This window comes from Solimonas sp. SE-A11 (assembly GCF_030345715.1).
Lineage (GTDB): Bacteria > Pseudomonadota > Gammaproteobacteria > Nevskiales > Nevskiaceae > Solimonas_A.
Map to the genome: position 1 here is coordinate 23,698 of NZ_JAUASX010000027.1, position 12,283 is coordinate 35,980.

Consider the following 12,283-nt stretch of genomic DNA (forward strand, 5'->3'; position numbering starts at 1 on the left):
GCCCGCCACTATGCCAATCGCACTTCTCGCACTCACCGCTGGCGCCTTCGGTATCGGCACCACGGAATTCGTCATCATGGGCCTGCTGCAGCAGGTGTCCGCCGATCTCGGCGTGTCCGTCGATACCGCCGGCCTGCTGATCTCCGGCTACGCGCTCGGCGTCACCGTTGGCGCGCCGATCCTCACGCTGGCCACGCGCGCGCTGCCGCAGAAGGCCGTGCTGCTGGGCCTGATGGCCATCTTCACGCTTGGCAACCTGGCCTGCGCGCTGGCGCCGGACTACGGCTGGCTGATGGCCGCGCGCGTGCTCACCGCGCTGGCCCACGGCACCTTCTTCGGCGTCGGCTCCATCGTGGCGACCTCGCTGGTACCGCCGCAGCGCCGCGCCTCCGCCATCGCCGTCATGTTCACCGGCCTCACCGCCGCCACGCTGCTGGGCGTGCCGGCCGGCGCCTGGCTCGGCCTGCACCTGGGCTGGCGCGCCACCTTCCGGGCGGTGGTGATCATCGGCCTGCTGGCCTTCGTGGTGATCGCCCTCTGCGTGCCGGCTGCCCAGCGGGCCACCGGCGAGCCCCTGCCGCCGCTGCGCGAGGAACTCGCCGTGCTGGCGCGCCCGCAGGTGCTGCTGGGCCTGGGCATCACCGTGCTGGGCTTTGCCGGTGTGTTCGCGGTCTTCACCTACGTGCAGCCGCTGCTGACGGAAGTCTCCGGCATCGCCGTGGGCACGGTCTCCGCCGTGCTGCTGCTGTTCGGCCTGGGCATGGGCGCGGGCAACTTCCTCGGCGGCGCACTGGCCGACCGCGCGCCGCGCCGCGCCGTGCCCTGGACGCTGGCCGCGCTGGCCCTGGTGCTGGCGGCGATGCCGCTGGCCATCGGCACGCCCTGGACGGCCGTGGTGTTCTTCGGCGTGCTGGGCGTGGCCTCCTTCGCCACCGTGGCGCCGCTGCAGTTCGCGGTGCTGGAACAGGCCAGCGGCGCCGGCCAGAAGCTGGCCTCCAGCCTCAACATCGCCGCCTTCAATCTCGGCAACGCGCTGGGTGCCGGTGCCGGCAGCCTGACGCTGGCGCAGGGCTTCGGCCTGCGCGCTCTGGGCACGGCCGCGCTGCTGTTCACGCTGGCCGGCCTGGCGCTCGCGCTGGCAGGCCATGCGCTGCAACGGCGGCAGACGCCCGCCCACTGCGAGACCGCGGCCTGAGCGTCGCGCCCCCCGACACTTCCGGAGAAAGACCTTGGAATACCGTTATCTCGGCAACTCGGGCTTCAAGGTTCCCGCGCTCGGCTTTGGCGCCGGCACCTTCGGCGGGCAGGGCCCGCTGTTCAGTGCCTGGGGCAATACCGACGTCGCCGCGGCGCGGCGCATCGTGGATATCTGCCTGGATGCCGGCGTCAGCCTGTTCGACACCGCCGACGCCTACTCCAGCGGTGCCTCCGAGGAAATCCTCGGCGCCGCGCTGAAGGGCCGCCGCCAGCGTGCCATCGTCTCCACCAAGCTCGCCTTGCGCGTGGGCGAGGGACCCAACGACGTCGGCTCTTCACGCCAGCACCTGATCGAGGGCGTGCACGCCGCGCTCAAGCGCCTGGACACCGACCACATCGACATCCTGCAACTGCATTCCTTCGACGCGATGACGCCGGTGGAGCAGGTGTTGCGCACGCTTGACCAGCTCGTGCGCGAGGGCAAGCTGCGCTATCTCGGTGCCTCCAATTTCTCCGGCTGGCAGCTGATGAAGTCGTTGGCCGCGTCCGACCGCCTGGGGCTGGAGCGCTACGTCGCCAACCAGACCTACTACTCGCTGATCGGCCGCGACTACGAGTGGGAGCTGATGCCGCTGGGCCTGGACCAGGGCGTCGGCGCACTGGTGTGGAGCCCGCTGGGCTGGGGCCGTCTCACCGGCAAGATCCGCCGTGGCCAGCCGCTGCCGCAGGGCAGCCGTCTGCACGACACGGCCGGCTTCGCCCCGCCGGTGGAAGACGAGCGGCTCTACCGCGTCGTCGATGCGCTGGAGGACGTGGCCGCGGAAACCGGCAAGACCGTGCCGCAGGTCGCCATCAACTGGTTGCTGCAACGGCCCACCGTGGCCAGCGTGCTGATCGGCGCGCGCGACGAGGCGCAACTGCAGCAGAATCTCGGCGCGCTTGGCTGGCAGCTCAACGAAGCACAGATGGCGCGGCTCGACGCGGCCAGCCGCGTGACGCCGGCCTATCCCTACTATCCCTACTGGAACGGCCAGTTCGCCGAGCGCAGCCCGGTGGCGGTCTAGGAAATCCTCGGGGCCGCTGACGCCGTCGCGATTTGCTGGTATTGATACGGCCCGCCGTTCGATACCCGCCGACCCCCTCATGTCCGAGACCTTCACGCCCGAAGACGAGCACTGGATGCGCCACGCCCTGCTGCTGGCGCGCCGCGCCCAGGAAGCGGGCGAGGTGCCGGTGGGCGCGGTGGTGGTGCAGGACGGGCGCATCGTCGGCGAAGGCTGGAACCGGCCGATCGGCGATCACGACCCGAGTGCGCATGCCGAGATGCTGGCGATGCGCGCGGCGGCGCAGCGGCTCGGCAACTACCGTGTGCTCGACACCACCCTCTACGTGACGCTGGAGCCCTGCGTGATGTGCGCGGGCGCGATCATCCATGCACGTATCGGCCGGCTGGTCTACGGCGCACCGGACCCCAAGGCCGGCGGCGTGCACTCGGTGTACGACGTCATCGCCAACCCGCGCCTCAACCACCGCCTGCCCTGGCAGGGCGGTGTGCTGGAAACGGAGTGCGGACAGATCCTGCGCGACTTCTTCCGCGCGCGGCGCGGCAAGGCGCCGGCCTAGGATCAACAGGCCCTAGACCGCCAGGTCCAGGATCGCCGCCGTGTTCAGGTGACCGCGCTCGCGGGCGATTTCCGCGGCGGTCTTGCCGTCCTCGGTGAGGCCGGCGCGATCCGCGCCGCGCGACAGCAGCAGCTTGCACAGCCCGTCGAAGCCGCGTGAGGCCGCCAGGTGCAGTGCGCTCACGCCGCTGCCACCCACGTACTTCACGTCCGCGCCGAAGCCGATCAGCAGCGGCGCCAGTGCCTCGCCCGCGGGTCCGGCGATGGCGGCGTGCATCGGCGTGTTGCTCATCGGGTTCTGCGAGATGGCTTCCATCGGCGCGCCCAGGCCCAGCAGCACGAACAGTGCCTCGCGCGAGCCGAGGAAGGCGGCCAGGTGCATCGGCGTCCAACCGTCGGGGCTGTACTCGGTCGGCAGCGCCGGCTGCGCCGCCACCAGCTCCGCCACGCGGCGGGCGTCGTTCATGGCCGCCGCCTCGAACACGTCCAGCGGGCGGAAGGCCTTCAGCAGTTGGGCGATCTCCAGCGCGCCGTTGTAGAGCGCGAACATCAGCGGCGACAGGCCACCGGGAATGGCGTCGGTGGCCTGCGAGGCGTCGCGCTCCAGCGCGGCCTTGGCGGCTTCGAGATCGCGTTGCTGGATAGCCAGCATCAGGGGGCGGACAGCGGTCATGGCGGTCAGGGGCAGCGGGAAAGGCGCGCAGCCTAGCCCCGAACGGGGCGGGGCTCAACCCTCTGGAGCCGCCGGAACGGGCCGCCAACGAAAAAGGGCCTGCATCGCTGCAGGCCCTGATTTCTCGTTTGGTGGACAGTACAGGGCTTGAACCTGTGACCCCCGCCGTGTGAAAGCGATGCTCTACCGCTGAGCTAACTGTCCGAGGGGCGCAAATGATAGTGAGACAGCCGCGCAGCGTCAAACCGGCGTCGCCACTCAGGCGTTCTGCAGGCCGAGCTGGCGGGCCAGGAAGTCGATCATCACGTCGGCCGCGGCCTGTTCGTAGTCGGGCGTGATGCGGCGGTGCGCGATGTAGGAATGGCGGAAGCAGGTAGTGGCCACGTCCACCGCCAGCGTCGCCACGTCCACCGGTTCGGCCGGTACCACCATGCCGCGCATCTGCAGCAGCTGCCGCGCCAGCCCGCCGAGATGGCGCACGGTCAGCTCGTAGCTGCGGTAGCTCTCGTCGGTCACCGCGCCGCCCAGGGCCAGCATCATCCCGGTGGGGTGCTCGTTGTGGAAGGCCGCGGCGGCATGGACGATCGCGCGCACCACGTCCTGCCACTCGCGCTTGGCGAGTTGTGCCGCGTCCGCCACCAGTGTCTGCTCCAGGCCCGCAAAATGGCGGCGCACCAGTTCGTTCAGCACCGCGTAGGGCGTGGGGAAGAACTTGTAGATGCTGGCGCGGGTATAGCCCAGGCGCGCCGCCACGGCGGGAATCGAGAAGCCCGACAGGCCTTCTTCGGCCAGCAGGGCCTGCGTCTCCTGCAGTACCAGCTCGAATCGGTCGATGGCTCGCTGCTGCTGGGGCAGGCGGGCGAGGGCGCGCTGGTCTACGGCGATGTTCATGCAAAACAGGATACCCGCTCGGAGAAGTTACAGCAGTAACTTTCTGATGATGCTGGGAGTTCCGGCGCCTTTCATTGAGTCTGCATTCACCGGCTTGACGGCACTAAGCGACAAGAGTAGCTTTTTTATAAAGTTACATAAGTATCAAAATGCGATCTGGAGAAGGCAGCATGGACACCCGAGTTTCCACCCCGCGGCTTCCCGGCCGGCGCCAAGCCTTGGCCGGTCTCGTAAGAAGCGAGTTGGAGGCTCGCCCCCACGGCTATCCCACGCTGCGGGAGATGGCGGAGGAGCTTTGCGTGTCCACGCGCACGCTCAAGCGCTACCTGCGCGACACCGGTGCCAGCTATCGGCAATTGCTGGACGGCGCACGCCAGCTGCATGCCACGGAACTGCTTGCGCGCCCCGGTCTCACCGTCGAGAAGATCGCCGAGCGGCTGGGTTACAGCAGCGGCGCCAACTTCTCGCGCGCCTTCCAGCGCTGGGTCGGCGTGGCGCCGGGGCAGTATCGCGGCCGCGTGGAGCTGGATGCCTCCGCGGCAGAAGACATGCCGCGCCCGGCGGCCATCCGGGAGCCTGCGGGATACGGCGCTCGCCTTGACAGTGCGAGGCCGCAAACGCTACTTTCGTTAAAGTTACATAAGTAACTATTTTGTCGGTGCGCTTCGGGAGAGGCTTGTGAAGAGATTCGGGTTTTCGGCGCCGCGCCTGGCGACGCTGCTGCTGTGTGCGTGGCTGGCGGCCTGTGCTCCCGGCCGCAGCGACGAGGTGTCCGGCGGCAGCGGCACGGCGCGCAGCATGGACGAGCACTTCAGCAATAACGTGCAGCCCGCCCTCGGCTTCTGCCGCAGCTGCCACGTTCCCGGCGCACCGGGCGACGTGGAAGACGGCCGCGACTTCATGCTCTCCACCAACGAAGCGGAAGACCTGAAGAACCTGCGCGACAGCTGGGAGCGCCTGGGCGGCAACAACCCCACCTCGCGCATCCTGCTGATGGCCTCCGGGCAGGAGACGCCGCATACCGGCGGCGCCCAGTGGCCGGTCGGCAGCGTCGCGTACCGGAACATGGAGATCCTGCTCAAGTGCTTCGAGAACCCGGCCACCTGCAGTCTCGCCGGCGGCGTGGATCCGGGCGAACTGCTGCCGCTGCTGGGCAGCAAGCGCGGCGGCCACTACTGGTTCGACTACTGCGAGGGCAAGCCCGACTCGGAGCCGGTGCCGCAGGACCCGCGAGAGCTGGTGGTGGAGGGGGTCGACGAGGGCAAGGCGGTGCTGATGAACGCATACTGGAAGACCTGCCAGGAAGACAATCATCCGGGCACCTGCGGCGAGCTGCGGGCCCGTTCCGAGCGCGGCTATCGCCTGGTCGCGGCCACCGGTGCAATCGGCGCCGGCACCATGTTCGGCGGCGATTCGCCAGACCCGATGTTCGCGTTCCCCGCCCAGGACTACAACACGCTGTGGGATCGCGTCCTGCGCCTGCCCAGCCGCCCCGACAACTTCGACCAGCTGCTGGCCGAGCGCTGGGGCATGCCGCTGCCGGACAAGCCAAATCCCTATCCGCTGCCGGATGAAGATCCGAATGCCAGCAATGGCGGCAGCGGCCAGTTGCCGCTGGGCCTGACGCAGCTGCGCAACCCCGACGGCAGCTGGACCGGCAAGGTCGGCGTCACCTGCAACATCTGCCATGGCGGCGCGGTGGGCAAGGCGGTCGACGGCGAGGGCCTGGGCCCGATGTACGGCACCAACTCGATCTCCGATATCACGGTGATGTTCACCGACCTCGGCCGCATCGCGCCGCAGCAGTCGCTGCTGGCGGTGATCTCGCAGAACAAGGTGCGCGGCACCGGCAACATCACCAACTTCCAGCTGTTCGGCACGCTGACCTTGTTCGACGCGCTGATCCCCTACCTCACCGTGCAGACCCAGCCGTCCACCGGCACCGAGGATCCGCCGGTGTGGTGGAACGTCGGCAGCCGCCCGATGAAGTTCTTCGACGCGGGCATGCCCACCGACGCCAAGCGCATCGAGTTGTCCTTCCACTTCCCCAACGTCGCCTCGCCGAACAATGTCGAAGGCAAGCAGTGGATCAAGGACCATATGCAGGACGGCGACAGCTGGATGATGTCGATGCGTTCGCCGCGCTGGCCGGAGCCCAAGCTCGGCGAGATCGACACCGCGCTGGCGGAGCAGGGCGCGATCCTGTTCCACAGCAAGGACCTGTGGGCCGCCAAGCTCAACAACCCGGTGCGTCGCCCCGAGGGCGGCAACGGCTCCTGCGCCAGCTGCCACGGCGCCTACTCACCGCGCTTCGTCCACGATCCCGCGTTCCTGGCCACGCCGCTGCTGGAAGGCATCGCCGCCTACGTGACGCCGATCGACATCATCGGCACCGACACGCGCCGCCTCGACGGCCACAGCCAGGTGGTATCCAACTACGCGCGCCAGAACTGGTTCGCCTACAACGACGGTCCGAAGAACGATGCCGGCGTGCCCACCTGCGGCTCGCAGAACGACTCTGCCGTGCGCGGCGACCGCGAGCTCGGCTACCTCGCCCCGCCGCTGCACGGTGTCTGGGCCACGGCACCGTATTTCCACAACGGCGCCGTGCCCAATGTCTGGGAGGTGCTCAAGCCGGCGGACCGCAAGCCGATCTGGCGCCGCCTGTCGCGCCCGGCCATCGAGAACGGCATCGCCGGCTTCGACTACAGCCTGGAGACCGGCTACAACGCCGTGGACATGGGCTGGAACTACGAGGCACTGACCTGCGGCACCGGCTCCATGCCCTTCATCGACTGCAACCCCAGCGGTGGCGCCACGGTGCAGGACCTGCTGGGCCTGGTTTGGGCCAATGGCGGCCTCGCCTGGAACCTGCTGAACCTGCCGATCTTCACCAACGGCCAGATCGAGGATCGCAAGGTCTACAACACCAACTACTACAGCCAGGACAACGGTGGCCACGAGTTCACCAGCGTGCTCACCGATCCCGAGCGCAAGGCCATCATCGAGTACCTGAAGACGCTGTAGCGCTTCCGGGAATCTTGCCGGCCGCCCTGGGGCCATCGCAGGGCGGCCGGCACTTCTGACCTATGTCGGGTATGGCCCCGCTTGCATGGGGTGTCGCCGGCCGGCGGGATCGGCAAGCGCGACGGCGCCCGCCTGTGGTCACCAATCTCAACGCCTTGTCCGCAATTCTCATCCCCCCCGCAAAAGGTCGGGAGCATGCTCCGGGGAATGCCGGGCGCAGATTCGGCAGGCAACGATTACAACGAGATTCACGAGGGCCCCCTGCGATGATGGAGAAGATCAAGCCCGCGGCTCGCGCCGCGGCGTTGCTGCTGTCGCTGTTCAGCCTGCCGGCCTGGTCGCTGAGCTTCGACCTGGACGACAACGGCGAGTGGAACGCCGTGCTCAACACCACCATCACCGCGGGCGCCGCCTGGCGCATGCAGGATCGCGCCAGCGACCTGGTGGGCAAGTCCAACCTGGACCCGAACGTCTGCGGCCGTGCCGCCAACGGCAATGCGGCCTACCAGGGCTGCCAGGGCCTGTTCCGTACCCAGACCTATCCCGCCACCAAGCTGGCCAACTCGCCCGGCCAGTTCACGGTGAACGCCGACGACGGCAACCTGAACTACGACAAGCACGACATCGTGCAGGCGCCGCTGAAGATCACCCAGGACCTCACGCTGACGCATGGCGACTTCGGCCTGTTCGTGAAGGGCCTTTACTTCTATGACTTCGTCAACAACGACTTCATGGAGAAGCACCCCAACCGCATCACGCCGGAGAACATGTATGACGTGGGCGTGGTGTCGCTGCCGGGCCGCGAGGTGATCCCGCTGCCGCTCGGCCTGCCCAACCTGGCGTTGACGCAGCGCAGCGATTCGGTGGCCTGCCCGCCCTCGCGCAACCCCGGCATCGGCCCCTGCGGCCTGGTCTACGGCCCGGGCGGCGTGGTGCGCAGCAAGCGCAGCGACAGCGAAACCCTGCGCCAGATCGGCACCGACCTGCAGCTGCTCGACGCCTATGTCTACGGCAAGCTGCCGCTGTGGGGCGACAAGGACCTCACGGTGAAGCTCGGCCGCCAGACCGTGAACTGGGGCGAGTCCACGCTGCTGGTGTTCGGCTCCATCAACCAGGTCAACCCGGTCAACGCCAACAACTTCTACCGCACCGGCTTCCTGGTGGAGGAAGTGTTCACCCCGGTGGGCATGCTGTACGCGTCCATGGAGCCCTTCGACGGCGCCACGCTGGAAGCCTTCTACCAGTACGAGTGGGAGCCGCTGGAAGCCCCGGCGCCGGGCTCCTACTTCGCCTTCCTCGACGTGGGCAGCAACAACGCCATCGACAACGTCAACCTCAGCTTCGGCGGCGCCGCGGAAGACCCCAAAGGTGTCGGCCGCCTGATCGACAACCCGCTGTCGGGCATCACCAACACCTCGCTGACCGCGCAGCGCCTCAAGGACAAGGAGCCGGACGGCGGCGGCCAGTACGGCGTGGCGCTGAAGTACTACTCCGAGGACTTCAACGCTGGTACCGAGTTCGGCTTCTACTTCATGAACTATCACGCGCGTAATCCCTACGTCAGCGTGATCTCGGTGGACCAGGCCTGCTCCAAGAACGTGACCAGCACCGTTGGCTTCATCCTGGCCTGCCCGGACGTACCGCTGCTGCACTCGGTGCTGAAGCCCAACGACCCGCTCGGCGCCACCAGCAGCGCGGTGCCCTTCGACAGCCTCAAGATCCAGCTGGAATACCCGGAGGACATCAAGCTGTTCGGCGTGTCCTTCAACACGACGCTGGGAGATTTCTCGCTGCAGGGCGAGGTGGCCTACCGCCCCGACGAGCCGCTGCAGGTGGACCTGGAAGACCTGGTGTTCGCCGGCTTCGGCCCCACGCTGAGCAACTGCCACCTGGCGCCCGGCTGCGCCGGCAGCGGCAGCCTCACCGGCGCGGCGCTGGGCGTGCTCGGCCCGCAGCTCTCCGGCCTGGTGGACCAGCTGCTGAACGGCCTGGGGATCAACTTCCTCGGTGGCATCGGCGCCAATCCGGACGGCTCCGTGAGCCTCTATCCGGGCAGCGACTACGTGGTGGACGCCAACGGCACCCCCGGCTCCTACAGCGACACCTTCGACCTGATCATCGGCCACGTGCCGGGCTCGGGCCGCGCCTTCCCGTCGTTCGTGATTCCCTACCGCGGCGGCGTGGTCGGCACCAATCCGGCCAACAGCTACATCCGCGGCTGGGAGGAGTTCGACACCTTCCAGTTCAACCTCGGCGCCACGCACGTGGCCGGCGCCACCGACAACCCCTTCGGCGCCGACCAGGTCATCACCCTGTTCGAGCTGGGCGCCACCTGGGTGCCGGGCCTGCCGGACCTGGACGAGCTGCAGCTGGAAGCCCCGGGCACCTACACCCATGCCAGCGCCGGCGCGGACGGCAGCGGTGCGGACCGCTCGCAGCAGGCCTGCTCCACCAACCCGGCCTGCTCCTACGGCCCGGACGGCCTGCGCTTCAACCCGCACCAGCAGGAACTGGGCGGTTTCCCGGACAAGCTGTCCTGGGGCTACGTGATCATCAGCCAGATCAAGTATGAATCCGTGCTGCCGGGTATCTCGCTGATGCCGCAGCTGACCTGGAAGCACGACGTGCACGGCACCGCTCCGGGCCTGGCGACCAACTTCGTGTCCGGACGCAAGAATGGCGACATCGGCCTGGAAATCCGCTACAAGTCCAGCCTGGCGTTCAATCTCGGATACACCTGGTTCACGGGGGGCGGCTCCTACAACCTGTATCGCGACCGTGATGCCGCACGCGCCTTCGTACGACTGCAGTTCTGACGCACCCATACCTAGAATGAGGAGACGGAAGATGCACAGCAGGATCACGATCACGGCGGCGTTGGCGGCCGCGCTGTTCGCCGGCGCGGCCGGAGCCAAGGTAAGCCCCGACGAAGCGGCCAAGCTGGGCCAGGAACTGACGCCGGTGGGTGCCGAGAAGGTCGGCAACAAGGAAGGCACCATTCCCGAGTGGACCCCCGGTAAGCAGCGCGGCGAGCTCAAGGGCGAGTACCCCAACAACCCCGAGACCGACAACGACAAGCCGCTGTACACCATCACTAAGGCCAACATCGGCCAGTATGTCGGCAAGCTGAGCGAAGGCCACAAGAAGCTGCTCAACACCTACGACAGCTACAAGATGAACGTCTACTCGAGCAAGCGCGTCGTCGCCTGGCCGGACGTCATCTACCAGGCCACCGCCGCCAACGCCACCACCTGCGAAATGGTGGGCACCGACACGCCGAACAACTGCAAGCTGGGCTTCCCCTTCCCGATTCCCAAGAGCGGCGCCGAGCCGATCTGGAACCACAAGCTGAAGTTCCGGGGCGAGGCGGCCACGCGCTACAACAACCAGTTCATCGTGCAGCCCAACGGCGCCTACCAGCAGACCAAGATCGTGGAGGACGTGACCTTCGGCTACGGCTCCATCAAGAAGTCGGTGCCGCTGACCACCACCTCCGGCGAGTTCCTGAAGTATCTGTCCAAGACGGTGGAGCCGCCGCGCATGGCCGGCACCTACATCCTGGTGCACGAGAAGGCCGGCACCGGCGCCGCCGGCCGCGCCGCCTGGCTCTACTCGCCGGGCCTCAAGCGCATCCGCCGTGCCCCCACGGTCTGCTGCGACAACCCGTACGAAGGCACCGACGGCCACCAGTTCTACGACCAGGTGGACATGTTCAACGGCGTGCTCGAGCGCTACAACTGGAAGCTGGTGGGCAAGAAGGAGGTGTACATCCCGTACAACTCCAACAAGATCGCCGGCAACACCATCAAGTACAAGGACCTGATCCGTCCCAAGCACATCAACCCCGAGCTGCCGCGCTACGAGCTGCACCGCGTCTGGGTGGTCGAGGCCACGCTGAAGGAAGGCACCAGCCACACCTTCAAGAAGCGCCGCTTCTACATCGACGAGGACAGCTGGAACATCGCGATGGTTGACGACTACGACAACCGCGACCAGCTCTACCAGTTCCAGGAAGGCCACGTCGGCTTTGCCGCCAACGTGATGGCCAGCTTCACGATCCCGGAAGTGATCTACCACTTCACCTCCGGCCGCTACTTCATCACCGCCGCCTTCAACGAAGACAAGCCCTACGACCTCACCGTGAGCTTCGGCGACGACTACTTCAGTGCCAGCTCGGTACAGAAGATGACGACGAAGTAGGCCGCCCAGATCGGCCCCGTTCGCCCTGAAGTCCTGAGCCTGTCGAAAGATCGAAGCGTGAGCGACCAAATCGCACTCCCTCTCCCCGCCTGCGGGGAGAGGGCAGGGGTGAGGGGCGTCCCAGGTACGTTCCGGGCGTGAAGCCATGAAACCGTGACTTGGCCACACTCAATCCTCGTCTGCACCCAATACCGGTGCGACGTCTTTACGGAGCATGCCGGGGGGCTTGCTCCGTTTTTTTATTCCCAACGATACGCAGCCGGTGGCGGGACCCTTCTCTCCTTGGCAGGAGAGAGGTGGCGAGGGAAGGTCTCCGGGGTAAGCAATGCATGGATCAATTGCCCGGGAGCGGCGTGAAGTGATTAGTCAACCCGTTCGCCCTGAGCCTGCCGAAGGGTGAGCCGGGGCAGTCGTGGAGTGCCTTGAATGGCACTCCACGCCGGTGAACGCCCGGCCATGGATGGCCGGGCAGGGGCTAAATCCGCAAGTGCAGTCTCGCCATGGACGGCGGCCCCGCAAAGATACGGAACTCCGTTATGAGTTCCAAGCACAAGCGCGCAAACTATTCCCATCGAGCCAGGCCCCACGTTGGAACCCCAACGACCGAGGCCCACCGCATACCGGGAACGATCTCACCCACCCGGCCCATGCCCTCACGGCTCCCAAACTTCCC

At 67.3% G+C, this 12,283-nt stretch carries 9 protein-coding genes and 1 tRNA gene; 7 read left to right on the forward strand and 3 right to left on the reverse strand.

Going from position 1 to position 12,283, the window contains the following annotated elements; translation table 11 throughout:
- Nucleotides 1-10 precede the first annotated feature (10 nt).
- The 3 genes from QT386_RS21515 to tadA all read left to right on the forward strand — a co-directional run bounded on the left by QT386_RS21515 (nucleotide 11) and on the right by tadA (nucleotide 2,820).
- On the forward strand, nucleotides 11-1,195 hold the full coding sequence (locus QT386_RS21515; protein ID WP_289275811.1) for an MFS transporter: 1,185 nt from the start codon (nucleotides 11-13) through the stop codon (nucleotides 1,193-1,195).
- A gap of 34 nt (nucleotides 1,196-1,229) precedes the next feature.
- Nucleotides 1,230-2,261, forward strand: coding sequence for an aldo/keto reductase (locus tag QT386_RS21520; RefSeq protein WP_289275812.1), 1,032 nt, complete (start codon nucleotides 1,230-1,232; stop codon nucleotides 2,259-2,261).
- A gap of 79 nt (nucleotides 2,262-2,340) precedes the next feature.
- On the forward strand, nucleotides 2,341-2,820 hold the full coding sequence (gene tadA, locus QT386_RS21525; protein ID WP_289275813.1) for a tRNA adenosine(34) deaminase TadA: 480 nt from the start codon (nucleotides 2,341-2,343) through the stop codon (nucleotides 2,818-2,820).
- 12 nt (nucleotides 2,821-2,832) lie between these two features.
- On the opposite strand, the gene QT386_RS21530 is transcribed toward tadA, so the two are convergent.
- The 3 genes from QT386_RS21530 to QT386_RS21540 form a co-directional block, all read right to left on the reverse strand.
- The gene (locus QT386_RS21530) at nucleotides 2,833-3,492 is read right to left on the reverse strand and encodes an ankyrin repeat domain-containing protein (RefSeq protein ID WP_289275814.1); all 660 of its coding nucleotides are present in this window, start codon (nucleotides 3,490-3,492) and stop codon (nucleotides 2,833-2,835) included.
- 129 nt (nucleotides 3,493-3,621) lie between these two features.
- A tRNA-Val gene (locus QT386_RS21535) sits at nucleotides 3,622-3,696 on the reverse strand.
- 54 nt (nucleotides 3,697-3,750) lie between these two features.
- The gene (locus QT386_RS21540) at nucleotides 3,751-4,383 is read right to left on the reverse strand and encodes a TetR/AcrR family transcriptional regulator (protein WP_289275815.1); all 633 of its coding nucleotides are present in this window, start codon (nucleotides 4,381-4,383) and stop codon (nucleotides 3,751-3,753) included.
- Between the two features lie 281 nt (nucleotides 4,384-4,664).
- Here QT386_RS21540 and QT386_RS21545 point away from each other — a divergent pair, with 281 nt between their 5' ends.
- The 4 genes from QT386_RS21545 (at nucleotide 4,665) to QT386_RS21560 (ending at nucleotide 11,610) form a co-directional block, all read left to right on the forward strand.
- Nucleotides 4,665-5,030, forward strand: coding sequence for a helix-turn-helix transcriptional regulator (locus QT386_RS21545; RefSeq protein ID WP_289275838.1), 366 nt, complete (start codon nucleotides 4,665-4,667; stop codon nucleotides 5,028-5,030).
- Between the two features lie 31 nt (nucleotides 5,031-5,061).
- Nucleotides 5,062-7,410: a hypothetical protein gene (locus QT386_RS21550; RefSeq protein WP_289275816.1), complete on the forward strand. Its 2,349-nt coding sequence runs from the start codon at nucleotides 5,062-5,064 to the stop codon at nucleotides 7,408-7,410.
- Nucleotides 7,411-7,676: 266 nt separating this feature from the next.
- Nucleotides 7,677-10,226, forward strand: coding sequence for a DUF1302 domain-containing protein (locus QT386_RS21555; RefSeq protein ID WP_289275817.1), 2,550 nt, complete (start codon nucleotides 7,677-7,679; stop codon nucleotides 10,224-10,226).
- 31 nt (nucleotides 10,227-10,257) lie between these two features.
- Entirely contained in the window at nucleotides 10,258-11,610 is a 1,353-nt protein-coding gene (locus QT386_RS21560; protein ID WP_289275818.1) for a DUF1329 domain-containing protein, read from the forward strand.
- Nucleotides 11,611-12,283 lie beyond the last annotated feature (673 nt).

Bases quoted from the DNA above. Each gene is read 5' to 3' on its own strand.
- QT386_RS21540 (WP_289275815.1), bottom strand. From the start codon at position 4,383: ATGAACATCGCCGTAGACCAGCGCGCCCTCGCCCGCCTGCCCCAGCAG.
- QT386_RS21560 (WP_289275818.1), top strand. From the start codon at position 10,258: ATGCACAGCAGGATCACGATCACGGCGGCGTTGGCGGCCGCGCTGTTC.
- QT386_RS21515 (WP_289275811.1), top strand. From the start codon at position 11: ATGCCAATCGCACTTCTCGCACTCACCGCTGGCGCCTTCGGTATCGGC.
- tadA (WP_289275813.1), top strand. From the start codon at position 2,341: ATGTCCGAGACCTTCACGCCCGAAGACGAGCACTGGATGCGCCACGCC.
- QT386_RS21545 (WP_289275838.1), top strand. From the start codon at position 4,665: ATGGCGGAGGAGCTTTGCGTGTCCACGCGCACGCTCAAGCGCTACCTG.
- QT386_RS21530 (WP_289275814.1), bottom strand. From the start codon at position 3,492: ATGACCGCTGTCCGCCCCCTGATGCTGGCTATCCAGCAACGCGATCTC.
- QT386_RS21555 (WP_289275817.1), top strand. From the start codon at position 7,677: ATGATGGAGAAGATCAAGCCCGCGGCTCGCGCCGCGGCGTTGCTGCTG.